The organism is Cytobacillus sp. FSL W8-0315, assembly GCF_038002905.1.
Lineage (GTDB): Bacteria > Bacillota > Bacilli > Bacillales > Cytobacillaceae > Cytobacillus > Cytobacillus pseudoceanisediminis.
The window spans coordinates 4460254-4474985 of sequence record NZ_JBBOOC010000001.1 but is presented as its reverse complement, the minus strand read 5'-3'; the positions used below and the strand labels follow the sequence as shown (position 1 = coordinate 4474985).

General features: G+C 39.3%; 15 protein-coding genes, 1 tRNA gene and 1 pseudogene. 6 read left to right on the top strand and 11 right to left on the bottom strand.

All coding sequences use genetic code 11. The features are described from left to right. Window positions 1-31: 31 nt before the first annotated feature. Entirely contained in the window at window positions 32-2350 is a 2319-nt protein-coding gene (locus MKY20_RS22925; protein ID WP_251157510.1) for a UvrD-helicase domain-containing protein, read from the bottom strand. 202 nt (window positions 2351-2552) lie between these two features. Here MKY20_RS22925 and MKY20_RS22920 point away from each other — a divergent pair, with 202 nt between their 5' ends. After that, the gene (locus tag MKY20_RS22920) at window positions 2553-2837 is read left to right on the top strand and encodes a hypothetical protein (RefSeq protein ID WP_019381502.1); all 285 of its coding nucleotides are present in this window, start codon (window positions 2553-2555) and stop codon (window positions 2835-2837) included. Between the two features lie 16 nt (window positions 2838-2853). Here MKY20_RS22920 and MKY20_RS22915 read toward each other — a convergent pair whose 3' ends face one another. The 4 genes from MKY20_RS22915 to MKY20_RS22900 form a co-directional block, all read right to left on the bottom strand. Continuing rightward, a complete protein-coding gene (locus MKY20_RS22915; RefSeq protein WP_071156863.1) occupies window positions 2854-3528 on the bottom strand; it encodes a DUF421 domain-containing protein in 675 nt (224 codons plus the stop codon). Window positions 3529-3630: 102 nt separating this feature from the next. After that, a complete protein-coding gene (locus MKY20_RS22910) occupies window positions 3631-4053 on the bottom strand; it encodes a GNAT family N-acetyltransferase (protein WP_019381504.1) in 423 nt (140 codons plus the stop codon). Between the two features lie 6 nt (window positions 4054-4059). Further along, a complete protein-coding gene (locus MKY20_RS22905) occupies window positions 4060-4578 on the bottom strand; it encodes a YjcG family protein (RefSeq protein ID WP_009331171.1) in 519 nt (172 codons plus the stop codon). Between the two features lie 186 nt (window positions 4579-4764). Next, window positions 4765-5490 (bottom strand): alpha/beta hydrolase, encoded by a 726-nt coding sequence (locus tag MKY20_RS22900; RefSeq protein ID WP_251174398.1) that lies wholly within the window; start codon window positions 5488-5490, stop codon window positions 4765-4767. Between the two features lie 267 nt (window positions 5491-5757). On the opposite strand from MKY20_RS22900, the gene MKY20_RS22895 reads away from it, so the two are divergent. The 3 genes from MKY20_RS22895 to MKY20_RS22885 all read left to right on the top strand — a co-directional run bounded on the left by MKY20_RS22895 (window position 5758) and on the right by MKY20_RS22885 (window position 9368). Next, on the top strand, window positions 5758-6753 hold the full coding sequence (locus MKY20_RS22895; protein ID WP_009331169.1) for a TAXI family TRAP transporter solute-binding subunit: 996 nt from the start codon (window positions 5758-5760) through the stop codon (window positions 6751-6753). A 136-nt stretch (window positions 6754-6889) separates the two neighbouring features. Next, window positions 6890-7420 carry a DUF1850 domain-containing protein gene (locus MKY20_RS22890; RefSeq protein ID WP_009331168.1) on the top strand — a complete coding sequence of 177 codons (531 nt, stop codon included), beginning with the start codon at window positions 6890-6892 and terminating at the stop codon, window positions 7418-7420. After that, the gene (locus MKY20_RS22885; protein WP_019381507.1) at window positions 7410-9368 is read left to right on the top strand and encodes a TRAP transporter permease; all 1959 of its coding nucleotides are present in this window, start codon (window positions 7410-7412) and stop codon (window positions 9366-9368) included. The genes MKY20_RS22890 and MKY20_RS22885 overlap by 11 nt, the downstream gene beginning before the upstream one ends. Window positions 9369-9435: 67 nt before the next feature. On the opposite strand, the gene MKY20_RS22880 is transcribed toward MKY20_RS22885, so the two are convergent. The 4 genes from MKY20_RS22880 to MKY20_RS22865 form a co-directional block, all read right to left on the bottom strand. Continuing rightward, the gene (locus MKY20_RS22880; protein ID WP_251174397.1) at window positions 9436-10020 is read right to left on the bottom strand and encodes a hypothetical protein; all 585 of its coding nucleotides are present in this window, start codon (window positions 10018-10020) and stop codon (window positions 9436-9438) included. A 176-nt stretch (window positions 10021-10196) separates the two neighbouring features. After that, the gene (locus MKY20_RS22875) at window positions 10197-10415 is read right to left on the bottom strand and encodes a hypothetical protein (protein WP_009331165.1); all 219 of its coding nucleotides are present in this window, start codon (window positions 10413-10415) and stop codon (window positions 10197-10199) included. Window positions 10416-10524: 109 nt separating this feature from the next. After that, window positions 10525-11139, bottom strand: coding sequence for a YczE/YyaS/YitT family protein (locus tag MKY20_RS22870; protein WP_071156869.1), 615 nt, complete (start codon window positions 11137-11139; stop codon window positions 10525-10527). Between the two features lie 163 nt (window positions 11140-11302). Then, a complete protein-coding gene (locus MKY20_RS22865) occupies window positions 11303-12067 on the bottom strand; it encodes a SurA N-terminal domain-containing protein (RefSeq protein WP_009331163.1) in 765 nt (254 codons plus the stop codon). 245 nt (window positions 12068-12312) lie between these two features. On the opposite strand from MKY20_RS22865, the gene MKY20_RS22860 reads away from it, so the two are divergent. Next, window positions 12313-12385 (top strand) — tRNA-Val (locus MKY20_RS22860). Window positions 12386-12472: 87 nt separating this feature from the next. Here the strand turns inward: MKY20_RS22860 and MKY20_RS22855 are convergent. Together MKY20_RS22855 and MKY20_RS22850 are read right to left on the bottom strand one after the other, a co-directional pair. Beyond that, window positions 12473-12685: pseudogene (locus MKY20_RS22855) on the bottom strand (tyrosine-type recombinase/integrase); the annotation flags it as partial. 675 nt (window positions 12686-13360) lie between these two features. Then, window positions 13361-13975, bottom strand: coding sequence for a hypothetical protein (locus tag MKY20_RS22850; protein WP_009331144.1), 615 nt, complete (start codon window positions 13973-13975; stop codon window positions 13361-13363). 176 nt (window positions 13976-14151) lie between these two features. Between MKY20_RS22850 and MKY20_RS22845 the strand changes: the two genes are divergently transcribed. Further along, entirely contained in the window at window positions 14152-14331 is a 180-nt protein-coding gene (locus tag MKY20_RS22845) for a hypothetical protein (RefSeq protein ID WP_009331143.1), read from the top strand. Window positions 14332-14732 lie beyond the last annotated feature (401 nt).

Here is a 14732-nt window from a genome sequence, read left to right as displayed (position 1 = left end):
GGCCTGGCCGGGTTGCAGCCAGGTCTTCTGTTTATTTTCCGCCTTTATTCCTGCCGCTTCTTGTAATGGGGGCAAGGAACCTTGAGGCATATGCCTTCCGTCCCCGCCTTTTTTCCGGCACAGAAATGTATAAGTCCTTCCTTGCCCTTGTAACGGCAACGTACATTAACCTTCGTTCTTCCTCCAGCGGCGCAGACTCACCTGAACGGTAAGCTTCCAGTGCATGATCATGCGGGAGGTTTCCTTCAACTGCACCGGCAACATATACCACATTATATTCAAGCCCCTTTGAACGGTGGATAGTGCTTAATGTAATGGCATTATCATTATTCCTGCTGAGGCGCTTGATTTCTTTGTTCATGGCTCTCATATGTTCAGTGTGCTCCAGAAACTCATGAAGAGATTGAAAGTTGCGCGCAGCGACCTTCAAATCTTTTATATCATCAGAGCCTTTATCCATTTTATTACCTTCATTGCCGCGTTTTTTTATAAAGTCCTGGAAGCCCAGTTCTTTTTCAACAGTTTCAATTGCAGTGATGGGACTAAGTCCTGAGATTGATCTGGTAACAGGGATCACTTTTTTTAACTTGCTTTCCTGAAAAGCAAATCCTGTTTTTATAAACTTTAGGCACTCCAGCATTGAGCAATCCTGCAAGATGCTTTCTGCCTTAATATCCTGAAGGACTGATTGTTTAACAAATAGAGAAGGGAGCATATCTTTCAAGGCATTCTGGTCATCCTCATTTAATGATAACTTTAGAAAAGCAAGCATGCTCCGAACAATAAACCGATCATAAAATGATTCGGCATCCTGATCCAATTTAAACGGAAGGCTGGAATTGGCCAGCCTTTCAAAAATGGCCCTGCTGCCAGTATGGGTGCGGAATAATACTGCAAAATCCCGCGGCTCATATCCTTCTTCAATTTTTTCCTGAATATCAGTCATAATCATCGTTGCTTCTTCTTCCTCATCAAAAGGAAAAAAGAGGAAAGGGTGCTGCCCGCCAGAAAATTGGGCATTCATGCTTTTGACACGTCTATGTTTATTTAAAGAAATGATTTGGTTCGCTGCTGATACGATTTCGTGAGCAGAGCGGTAATTCTGATTCAATGTTATAACTTTAGCACCAGGGAAATCTTTCTCGAAATCTAAAAGATATTGGGGATCGCTTCCTCTGAAAGCATAAATAGATTGATCATCGTCACCCACTGCACAGACATTCTTTGTTTTATCGGACAGCATTTTCATAAGCTCATATTGAACATTATTAATATCCTGGAACTCATCGATCAGAAAATAATGAAAGCGATTTTGATATTGTTCAAGAATTTCAGGCTTTTCATGAAAAAGAGCATGGCAGCCTGTCAGCATATCATCAAAATCAAATAATTCTCTTCTTAATTTTGTTTGTTCATACCTTTCATAAAGAATCGCGGTCTGTTCCTCCCAATCATTCTTTGGATGAACCCTCCCAGGTACGGTAAGAGAGTTTTTCCAATAGCTAATTTGCTGGAGGGCAAGGTCAAAGGCAAATTCCTTTTCATCGAGCTTTAAGTCTTTGCTGGATTCCTTAATGATCTGTTCCCGCTGCCATTCTTTATTAAGGAGTTTGCCGGAAGACCATTTTTCCGGATTGTGGAAGGAGAGAATCCGGTAAAACAAGCTGTGAAAAGTGCCGGAAACGATTTGCCTGACTTTTCGTGAATCCATTCCGGGATATTGGGTAAGGCGCTCCTTCATTTCAGCCGCAGCCTTAGCTGTAAAAGTAACGAGCATTATTGATTTAGGATCGATATCTTTCTCGCGGAGCATAAAAGCAGTCCTGGTTGTTAAAACTCGGGTCTTGCCGCTCCCTGCTCCTGCAAGAACGAGCAGAGGCCCATCAATATGTGAGACAGCCGCTGCCTGCTGTTCATCCAAAAAGACTCCTGCTTGTGATAGGGACTTTAGGTATTCATCAGGGAAACTAGGATTGTGAGTGCTTTCCTGGATATAAGGGGGGATATTTTTTGCCGGCTGAGCTTTTTTAAAGGCTGATTCGATTTCTTTTACAGCAGCAGAAGCAATGGGCCTTGAAACAGGAACTTTAAAGCCGTTTCTTTCTATATATTCTTCAGTTTCAATCTTAGCTGATTCTTGTTTCATTATTATATCCTTGCAAATCCTGCTGCTTTGCTGAATATGATAAAAATGAGGCTCATCCATAATTCCTAAATACAAACGGACAGAAGCTCCGCAATCAGGGCAATGCAGCTTTCCTTTTTTGCCTTCTTCATAAATATGCTGAAAACTTTCTCGATTCAATTGTTCCAGATTCACTGCTTTATTATGTAAAATTGCTGTCTTCATAAAAAATACCCCATTTTTATAAATTGCCGAGTTTAAATTATTTATCATCCTTATAACAAGACAAATTTTATCATAACAAACCGGTAAAGGATTCTAAAGTGCTTTTCTGTTTATAATTTTATGTAAACGGGTACATAAAAGTAAAGATTGTTTCGTATACCTTTAATAATTACATACATAGAGAATAGAGAGGGGAGCATTCATGGGCTACATTTTACCTGTACCTTCATATCAGTATAGTCAGTATGCAGAAAGAGAGATTGGCACAAAATATGATCCATTTCATTTCGTTCCAGTTTCCAAAATATCGGCACAATCCAATTCAAAAGATTTCCGTCATGAGCTTCCTCTTAATATTCAAAGAAGGCTAACCAAATCAAATCCTCAGCAGCGGGCGGACAACCAAACACGGAGCACCAGAAAAAAGGCAGAAGAAACATACGGAGAGCTGACGGGTAAAGGCCGCTATATTAGTGAATGCATATAAGAAAAGAAGGAGAGGCTCAGTACGTTTGCACGTGCAAAGCCTCTCCTTTTTTCCACTCTGCGTATAAGACATCTTTGACATTATTGGCGCCATTGTTTTTAATTTCATTAATAAGCTTTGTTTCGTCCCAATTGATGCTTTTGAGATTATCCCAAATCACTTCCCCGTCTAAAATTAAAGTTACTGGCAGCTCGATATTAATTATTGGGAGTTTTAAATCTCCAATGGTTGGGGTCGAGTAAAGTGTTTTTTTTAATGCACTGACCGTTCCATCTGTTTCAAGAATGGCATATTCGCATTCCCTGATTGAAAAGACATCCTTTGAACGGAGGAGGTGCTGGAGCTGATTAAGGTCGAGATGATTTTTCTTCAGTTCTTCATAGACGATTTTTCCTTTTTTTATAACAATAGAGGGTTCACCTTCAAGAAGCTTGCGTGCCCGTTTAAATTTTTGGGTAAGGATTTCTGTTGTGTAAATGAGAATCCCCCATACTGCAACAGCAAAGAATATTTCGGGGATTCCAGTCTCCTGATCATATAGGGCATTTCCCACCAGCTCGCCTAACACGATGGCCGAGATGAAATCAAAAGGAGTAATCTGTGTGATCTGTGTTTTGCCCAGGAGTTTTGCCATAATAAATAAGAAAAAATATCCTATCACAAGTACACTTACGATATGCAAATATTCCATTCAAACCACTCCTTAAAATGCTGTATCTGGAATAGTGTTTGCAGAATGCCCCAAATTATTGCATACAAAAAAGCTCCTGCCATCCTGGCAGAAGCTTTTCCGCTATATCGTTTTTTTCATTGTACGGTGGGGAATCCCGGCATCCATGAATTCTTCCGAGATTACCTGATAGCCGAGCTTTTCATAAAAAGGGATAGCCTGCGTCTGTGCATTTAATTTTAAGGCAGGCAAGCCTTGTTTCTTAGCATGCTCTTCGATTTTATCCATTATTGCTTTTCCTGAGCCGCTCTGACGGTTCTCCTTCAGAACGCATATTCTTTCCACTTTGCCATTGCCGTCAACAGTGCGAAATCTTCCGGCACCTGCAGGCATGCCATTATTATATAGTACAAAATGGACTGCTTCGTCTTCGAACTGATCGATTTCCTCTTCTTCAGGAACATTTTGCTCGTTGATAAAAACTTGTTTCCTTACTGAGAAGGCATCGTGCAATTCTTGTTCAGATGAGACTATTCTTACTTCCACTTTTCACTATTCCTTTCCTAGCCTGAATGTTTCATAAACGGTCCATGAGCCGTTTTCCAGCTGATATAGAAGATGAAAACGATCCACAACCTCTTCGTGATTAACAGGCTGCATTCTTAAGCTCCCATATACATCGGAATGTTCATCATTGGAGAGTTTTTGTCCGATGGTAATATGGGGAACAAAATTATATTCAGGTGTATCGCCGCTAATATGATCATTCAGTTCAATATGTAACTCTTCGAGCTGGGCTGAAGGCTCAATTTTAAAATAAATGACATTGTTGACAGGCTGGAAAGAGCTGATTTTTGTAGCATTTATATGAAATGGCTCGTGTTTCTTCGCTATTCCATGAAGTGTTTCCGTCAGCTGTTTTATTTCTTCTTCAGATGCTTCAAAGCGTGATCTTAATGTTACATGCGGAGGAATTAAAGCATAATGCGGATCATACCGCTTTCTATAAGAATTGGCCAAATCCTGCAATTTTTTTGACGGGAAAATAACTATGCCGTAATTAGTGTTCATACAACAACCTCCATGTTCAGTATTTTTTATAACTGGCAGGCTAAAATGAAATGAAAAACACTTGGTTGGTCTATTATAGCAAATTTTCTAAATTCATTATATAATTATACCTTTTTTCATAATAAAAAACAGTATGTCAAGATAATCTTTTTATAGCGAATGAATAGGTCTTTTTACACATCAAAGTTAAAACATAGACTTTAGCGCCCTTTTTAAATCAGGCTGCCAGTAGGTCCATGTATGATTTCCATCAAATTCATCATAGAAGTAAGGGAATTGTTTCTGCTTAAATAAACTGGAAAGCTCCCGATTTGGAGTAAGAAAATCTTTCTCTTCACCCCCTGTGGTCTTTACAGATGTTTCGCCTTTCCCGATAACGTGATAAATATTAAGAAGGTGGGCCTGCGTAAATTCCTGCACTGCCTCTGTAACGGAGGTGTCAACATAAGGTGATTGAAGAATTAACCTCCCAAAAGTATTAGGGTATTGCAGGGCCGCCATTAATGAAACAGTTGCCGCAAGTGAGTCTCCCATAAGGGCACGTCCCATCCCCATTTGATAAGTAGGGAATTCTCGGTCAAGATATGGAACCAGCTCGTGTGCAAGGAAACGAATATAAGCATTATGCTGTTCGCCGTCCGGATGATATTTCTTCCATCTGTCTTTGACGTTTTTATAAGGGACACCAACAATGATGATATTTTCAATTTCTTTTTCTTTTAGTAATTCATCCGCGATGCGCCCGACTCTGCCAAGCTGGAAGTAATCTTTGCCATCCTGGGCTATGACAACAGTGTATTTATATAAAGGTGAGAAGGATGCGGGCAAATAAATGAGCAGCTCGACCTCTTCACCCAGTTCCTTGCTCTCGATTGCAATATCTTGTATTGATCCTCTAGGGTAATCCATCATTTTTGTTCCTCCGTATAGTTCTGTTATGTTATGTAAGAGTTTACAATGAGATTTTATCATATATATATAGGAATTGCTTTTTACATGCATTCTCATTCATGGGTCATGCCGCTTTATTTTGGATAAAATTAACAGATAGGGTGAATCAGCGTGCAAAAAGACAATTAACAGCAATTTTAAAAGCAAGGAGGGATCATTTGACAATTCAGATAAGGTTTATGTTAGTATATAATTGATAAAATCTAATCTTTATAAGGGGGAAATAGGATGAAAAAGAGAAGTATATTCCTAGCCACAGCTCTGCTGTTAGCGCTTTCTATGGTTCTAGCAGCCTGCGGCGGCGGAAAAGATGAAGGCGGCGGCGATGGAGAAGGCGGCGGCGCAGACAAGCCTAAATTCATGAGCATCGTGACTGGTGGAACAGGCGGTACATACTATCCGCTGGGCGGATCATTCGCTGAGATTATTTCTGATGCTACAGGCATTGATACAAATGCTGAAGTTTCAGGTGCATCTGCAGAGAACATGAACACACTGAAAGATGGCAATGCTGAGATTGCTTTCTCTCAAACAGATATTGCTTCATATGCACAAGAAGGAAAATTAATGTTTGAAGGTGCAGCAGTGGATAATGTGAGTGCGATCGGCACGCTTTATCCGGAAACGATCCAGATCGTTACTACTGCAAAATCTGGCATTAAATCTGTTGAAGACTTAAAAGGCAAAAAAGTTTCAATAGGAGCTCCTGGTTCAGGAACTGCTGCGAATGCAGAACAGATTCTTGAAGTACACGGAATCAAATTGGATGACATTCAAAAGCAGGATCTTTCTTTTGATGAGTCAACTGCCGGAATACAGGATGGCAATATTGATGCAGCATTCGTTACAGCAGGAACTCCAACAGGTGCTGTTGAAGGACTTTCTGCAACTGAAGATGTTGTGATCGTTCCGATTGAACAGGATAAAATCGATGCATTAATCGAAAAATATCCTTACTATGTACAGGATGAAGTGCCATCTGGAACATATAAGCTTGCAGAAGCTGTGCCAACAGTAGCAGTACAGGCAATGCTTGTTGTTTCTAATGACCTTTCAGACGATGTAGTTTACGATGTTACAAAAGCAATCTTTGAGAACCTTGACAAAGTTACACATGCCAAAGGAAAAATGATTAAGGCTGAAAATGCTGTCAAAGGTACTGGCATTGAACTGCACCCTGGTGCTAAAAAGTACTTTGACGAAAAAGGCTTTAAAGCTGAATAATCTTTCAATAACATAATCCAATGATGAAATTTGGCCGGCTGTAAAACCTTTTAAGGTGATTGCGCCGGTCAATTAATTTTTAATTGAAATGGCAATCAATTGTAAAAGATGACAATATTTTTTAGGTGGAGGTTCCATGAACTTTAATAAGCCAGGGAATAAAAAAGCGGTCCTGGCACTCCTCGTAATCTTAACCATCGCAATCATGTTCTTCATACCCATTAAGCAGGCAGTTGTTTTTGAGTATCAAAACAAAGGAAAGGTGATTGCTTATTTCCTGATTAAAGAGGACAGAACCTTTAAGATAAAGTATACACATTCCATCCACCTTACAGATGTTGTAGAAAGCTATACTATAACCGAGGATGGAAGGATTAAATTGTTTGAACTCATGTATGAGGATTTTGCCATCGGCATGCCTGAGAATGCTTCAGATGGAGAAACATTTGAACAAAAGGACGGCAAATATTATATTAAGAATATGAAAAGGTTTTTTCCTTCATTTGACTTAAGGCTGGGTAAGGTCAGAGCGAATCACAGAATGATCTTGCAAGGCGAAGAATATGTCCTTACAGATTATATCGAACCTGGCACATGGGTACGGATAAAGGCAAAAAAAATAAACTTATTCGAGGTGTTGAAAGGAGTGAATATCCTTGGAAAATAAAGGGGAAACATTATCTCTTGAGGAGCAGCAGAAATTGCTGGAAAAATACGATCCAGAGGCTGGTACAAGGAAATTAGGAGGAGTATTAGGCTGGATCGTCTTTTTTGGGCTTTTAGCATTTTCACTGTTCCATTTATATACAGGGGTTTTCGGGATGCTTACAGCCCAGCTGCAGCGTTCGATTCATTTAGGTTTTGCATTAGCCCTAATATTTCTGTTATTCCCTGCAAGGAAGAAAGACAGGGGACGAAAGCATAAAGTTGCCTGGTACGATATCATTTTAGCTATACTGGGTATTGCGGTAGGAGCTTATTGGCCGCTTTTTATTGATGAAATTGTCATGAGGGCTGGCCGTCTGACCGAGATTGATTTTTATGTAGGACTAATTGCAGTTCTTCTGGTACTGGAAGCGACCAGGCGAGCGGTTGGACTTCCAATAACCATTATTGCCGTCATTTTTCTTGCTTATGCTATGTTCGGGCCATATATGCCGGCATTTTTGGCGCACCGCGGTCTTGATTTAGAAAGATTGGTGCAGACCATGTTCTTTACGACTGAGGGAATCCTAGGTACCCCATTAGGCGTATCTGCTACGTTTATATTCCTATTCTTGTTATTTGGTTCATTCCTTGTAAAAACAGGTGTAGGGCAGTATTTTAATGATTTGGCTGTTTCCATCGCCGGAAAGAGAACTGGCGGACCGGCGAAGGTTGCCATTTTCTCAAGTGCTCTACAGGGAACAATCAGCGGTAGTTCTGTAGCTAACGTAGTAACTTCAGGCTCTTTTACCATCCCAATGATGAAAAAGCTGGGCTACAAGAAAGAATTCGCCGGCGCAGTTGAAGCGACTGCATCAACCGGCGGCCAGATTATGCCTCCAATCATGGGTGCTGCTGCATTCCTGATGGTTGAGTTTATTGGCGGCGGCATTACATACTGGGATATTGCCAAGGCAGCTGCTATTCCAGCCCTTCTATATTTTGCCGGGGTCTGGATAATGACTCACTTCGAAGCAAAACGTGTAGGACTTAGAGGGCTGAAAGATGAAGAGATGCCTAACCGTAAGGAAGTATTGAAGAAGATTTATCTGCTGCTGCCGATTTTGGCAGTTATCATCCTGCTAATGAGCGGAATGAGTGTAATACGTGCAGCTCTTTGGTCAATTGTAATTACGGTTGCAGTAAGTATGATTAGCAAGGAAACGCGCATTGGATTCAGAGATGCTATCGATGCTTTAGTTGATGGTGCACGCACGGCTTTGGGCGTTGCTGCAGCAACTGCTGCGGCAGGTATTATTGTTGGGGTAGTTGTAAAGACAGGTCTTGGATTAAAGATGGCGAATGGCCTCCTTGATCTTTCAGGCGGACTGTTGATCCCGACTTTGATGCTGACAATGGTTGCAGCGATTATCCTTGGAATGGGATCACCAACAACTGCAAACTATGTTATTACATCAACTATAGCTGCCCCAGCAATCATCCTTCTGGGCGTACCTGATTTATCTGCTCACTTATTTGTGTTCTACTTCGGTATTGTGGCAGATGTCACACCTCCAGTTGCTCTTGCAGCATTTGCGGCTGCTGGTGTATCCGGCGGAGATCCGATAAAGACAGGAGTAACAGCATCAAAGCTTGCCATCGGGGCTTTTATTATTCCATACATGTTTGTCCTTTCACCGGAGTTATTGATGATTGATACAACCTGGTATTATTTAATCTGGGTAGTATTCACTGCTTTGGCAGGTATGATGGCAATCGGCGCTGGGGTAATTGGCTACTGGCTGCGTAAATTGAATATTTTTGAAAGACTGCTGGGAATTGCAGGGGGACTATTGCTTATCTACCCTGAAGGGGTTACTGATATAGTAGGATTAGTTATTTTTATCCTGTTGATTGCATTGCAGGTCTTCATTAAAAAAGACGATCAGGCAAAGCCGCAAACAGCATAATAATTAAAGAAGGAAGGATGCTCACATGATGAGATCCTTCCTTTTTGCTTCTGCAGCTTATAGCCTGTCAGGATCCCTGATCGCTATGGCCGATTGAAAGGGTGGCATTAACATAATCATCTTCGCTGCTGGTTAATAACACAGAGAATGTACCGGGTTCATCTCCTTCATATACTTCATCACTGAGGGTTTCTTTTAATAGTTCGCTTTTATATTCAATGATTTCACGCTCATTGTTATCTTCTTTAAATCTGTTAACCTCTTCAGCATCTTTCGGAATGCGTTTTTCGACAAAAGCAAGAACCTCTTCATTACTCATATCTTTTTCCATATCTTCAAATTGCAGCTCAACATTTACTGCCCGATGCGTTTGAAACTCTACCAGCATACTGTCTCCATTGAAGCGGGCAATTTCATCATTATTTTTATTTTCCCCATAAGCCTTTGTGAAAAGATCCCGTGTGTCTCCTAAACCAACTTCTTCAGTGATCTTTTTGTTATCTTCCGGAGCTTCCTCTGTTTCCGCCCGCTGTTCTTCCGTAGAAGGATTATTCTTGTCTTCATCCTCTACAATTTGCTCTTCATTCTGATTACAGCCTGCCAGTATAAGGGTTGCTGAAAACAAAGCAGCAATCAATGAGTAGCTTTTCATAAAATCCTTCCTTTCTTTAGCTTAAATTATTTAAGGGCCAAATCCCGGTTAGAGAGTATATACCCGAATGAGGACCAGATAATCGGAGAAAGAAAGGAGCATAATAAAAAGCCGTACTTCCATGTGAAATACAGGCTTTGATGAATATAATGAAATATTTTGAAAGAAGGCTCCTTTTAGCTGATCTGGCGAGCTTTCTTTTCGGGCAAAATGGACATGATATGGTTCAAGTTGAAAATGCGCATTTGTTTTCTATATAAACAATAGGCTAAAATCGTGCTGCCCCGAAGTTCTTTTATTAATATTCTTCTTTGTGTAAATGAATTCCGTTTGGAGAGATAAATGATTTCCACAGGCTTTCTCTCTTCCATAGCTCGATAAAGAATTCCTTTCATAGAGAAATCCCCCCTTACTTTTATTTACATTATACACGAACACGTGTTCCTTATCAAGTAGAATGCGAAAATTTGTTCGTATAAAAAAAGACTTCACAAGTGAAGTCTTTTAAATAATCTTTAAACCCTTGTTTTTCAAGTGATTAAGCAAAACAGTGCCGTATTGTATGGCATAGCCTAAAAAGACGGCAACGAACAATGTGCCTAATCCAACTGGACCGCCTAAAATAAGGCCAATGGCCAATGCCAATAATTCATTAATTATACGTGCGGTCTTAATGCTGATATTTAGCCTTTTGGCAGTTGCGATCATTAATCCATCAATTGGGCCGCTGAATAATTGCGGACGGATATATATAGATACCCCGAAGCCCAGAAATGAGACACCTGTGATGAAGGCAAGGATCTGAAGGGAAAAGCTTGTAACTGTGATGCCGCTGAAAACAAGCTCCATCCAAAAATCGATCCCCACACTCGCTAAAATGGTTCCAATAAATGATTTAAACTGGGGCTTTTCCCAGGTCAGCAGAGCATTGAAGAATATAAGGGATGCTGTTACCAGAAATGACCATGTTCCGATTGTCAGACCGAACTTATTAAAAAGGCCAACATAAACAGTGTCCCAGGCACCTGCACCGAGATTGGATAAGATAATTAATGAGACACCGAGAGTGAGAATAAAATAACCTGCAATTATTTGAATGAATGTTGTGTGTTTAATCATGTTGTATCCTCCCCAATAAATATTACCGTAATTAAATAAATTCTCAAGGGAAAGAAAAGGAAGAAACTTATTGAGTATTCATAAGCCAGTATGGGGAATAGCACTTTTATTAATACTCTAACACATAAAAACAGCTCCCAAATGGGAACTGTTTTAAAGATACTTATACCTTAATATCAATTTTTGCACTTTTCTTCAATTCTTCTACATGCTTAACCAGCATATCCTGCTGTTTTTGCTGTTCGAGCTGCTGCTTGATCTGAGGCTTTACTTCCTCCAATTTAGGCGGCTCCTGTCCTTCAGCACCACCCTGGCTGGCATATTCATCATAGAATTTCTGAATTTCAGCATCTGTAACTTCCCCTGGTTTAATCTCGCCATTAATATATTTCGTATATTTAATATTGTTGGCAATTTCCTTCTCTAATGAGTCAGGGTTAAGGCCAGCCTGTTTCATTGCTGTTTCGAATTCCTTGTCGTCCTTGAATTGTCCTTTTGTTTCTTCCAGCTGCTTTTTGACTTCTTCATCAGAAGCTTTGTAGCCTTTTTTGTCTGCCTCTTGGAGAAGAAGTGTCTGGCCGACTAGACTGTCGAGTGTCTGCTCCTTGATTTTATCTGCAGCATCTTTGGTAGTAGGGTCTTGTCCCATTTGCTGATACATCATTTGTGATGAAGTAAGCACGCTGTTATACTCGCGGCCAAGGATTTCCTGGTCATTAACGATTGCAACAGTCTTTTCTTCATCAAGCTTTTGTTTGTCCATTTTCTTTTGCATTTCTTCCATTTGCTTCTGCTGGTCCTGCTGGTCGGTTTCAGCTGTTTTCGCTTCCTCTTTTTTATCTGCACTCTTGCTTTCATCATCAGCTCCACAAGCAGCTAAAACGGCAGATATTAATACTAGTAAAAAGGGATACATTAGTTTTTTCATTAATATTTCTCCTTCCGTAACCCTGTATGATTTGATTCAGCTAACAAAAGAATCATATAGAGGGCATTATAAAGCATATACTCTTAAAAAGATACCTTTAAGGCATAAATGCAGAATTTGTAATGGGAATGTAATCTAGTTTCCAAGCTGATAACCTTATAGTTTATGGATGAAATATAGGTATTGACTTTTATGTTAGAAAGAAGTATATTTTATATTGTCCCCAATACAGGGAATATCATAACGATTCCGTAGCTCAGCTGGGAGAGCGCTACCTTGACAGGGTAGAGGTCGCTGGTTCGAACCCAGTCGGAATCATCAGTTAAAAGCCTAGAGCCTCAATGGTTCTAGGCTTTTTCTATATTCTTAAAAATATAGAGTAAACCCCAATTGTTGACGGAATTTTTAAATGCTATTTTTATGCCGTTTAAAAAGTGAGTCTAATTTGTTAGCTGCTCCCTGTTCTGCAGTTTGTAAAAAATGTCCATATTTATCCATGGTTATACGGATATTTGAATGACCAAGTCTCTTTGAAATGATTTTTGCGTGAACACCCTGATTTATTAATAGGGTTGCTGATGTGTGTCGCAGATCATGTAACCTGATAAATCGGACACCAGCCCGGTCAGTAAATCGTTTCTACCAGGTAGTAGGGGTAGTGGGATAATAGTGTTTTCCGTTCTCATTGCAAAAGACAAATTCATGCTCATGTTCAATCCACAAATCTCTCATACGCATTTCTTTTTTCCAGTGTATAAGAAATTTTTTTAGCTCTTCGATCACCATAGGTGACAAAGAAATAACGAAACTATAAATATTAAAAGGGCTGGAATAAAAGTGAATAAAGTATTTTCTCCAATGCATATCCATTCTTCCTTATTTCGTTAGTTAGTTTACGGTAGATATTTTGAAAAGTTTCAATTAATTACAGTTGTTTACATTTGACCCAATTTGCCATCAGGTAAGTTTCCATCACTTATTTTTTATTTAGATATCGGTGTAGTTCAAAACCGGTTCCTAAGAGGGTGGTGACCATAGCAATGAAGAATAGCACTTCTGTAGTTGAACTGGCTGTCCAAACATCTATAAAATGCATAAATGTTAATATGGTAAAACAAGATGCACTAAAAATATTTAAATAGAGTTGAGTTGTATTTGACAATTAGAAATCACCTCAATTAGGGAGTAGTTATCTCGAATTATAACATTTTTTAGGAATTGTAATATCATCTGAAGTTAATAACAAACAGAAAATAAGAAAAGTTAAATTGGGTGCAAAAAAAAAGGAAAGCTTTAAAAGCTTATCCCCGATACTTCCCTATCTATTAATGAGGGTAATTCTAAAATAGGTTTTAATTTAGGACTTCCTTTATAAGGTAGCATATCAATACTTCCTATTTTAGTAGCAACATCATACTCTCCAATTATAGTGTCTAATAATATAAAGGCTGCGTTTTCCCACTCTTCAAAATCAGAATCGTAACCTTTGAGATATAGAACAATGTCTAACGTGTCACCATTTTTTCGGTAAGTGAAAAATACATCATCAGGCCCTAAACTAATATCCTCGTACTCGATAGTCGAAATATCATCAACATCACTTTTGGGGCGAAAAGCAATTATTTTAAAGCCGTCAAGTTTCGGTGCTTTTTCAACTAGGTCAATGACATCTGTAAAGGCAGACAGGATACCATCAGCGCTTATAATAAACTCTCTCTTTCCATCGATTAAATCAGCACTAAATTCAAAAGCTATATCCTCATTTATCTTAGATAACTGTTTATCTAGTTTGTAGAACAATGAATTTAACTTTTCTTCTTTCAACTGATAATAGTCTTGTGAATTCTTTTCAAACCAAATCCAGAATTCAGCAGCTGTAAAGTTTTTTCCAAAGAGTTTTTTGAACATAACGTTCCATCCTTTATAGTTAATTTAGATAATTATACTTAATCGAGAGCTAGTAGGAAATAATAAATTGAAACATATGATAAAGATCTAGATTTGCGTTCTTTCCAACAGGAAAAGGTAAGCACTTCCCGAACTATATTAATAGGAGTTAATGCTATTTATAGGGGGGAAGAGATATGACCGAGAAAAAAACAAGCTATTTATTGTTTTGTTCTGAATGTGGTGTGCCTCGGCCAATCCCGCAATACATCATGGAAACTTACTTTATCAAAGGGGTTGACGGAGTATATTGCAGTAACTGTGGAAATAAGTCAATTATTCCAGGATACCTGAAAAAAATAAAAAATGATTTGTAAATACAAAAAAGCCAGGACTCCTCCTGACCTACCTACATCAAATTATAACATTGGAGGGGTGCTGAACTGCACAGGACCTCAATACTTGGGGATTAGTTTTTAATTTGTTGACGGAGTATTTTCTAATCCGTATGTTTTACTGCTAATAATGGTGAGTGTGTGGAATGCCTTATATGATCCTACAACAAGGGGAATCGAGGATAGCTAACAAGCTAAACATTATCAATGGCCAAAATAAGCTGCCCTTTAGAGGGTGGCTTTTCTTATGCAGTGAAAGGAGTGATTGTCATGTAGAAGGAAGGACAGCAGTACCGACAGTCACTATTGCTTCCGTGACTGTTTGCCACTTTGACAGGGTAGAGGTCGCTGGTTCGAACCCAGTCGGAATCATACTTAAAGTG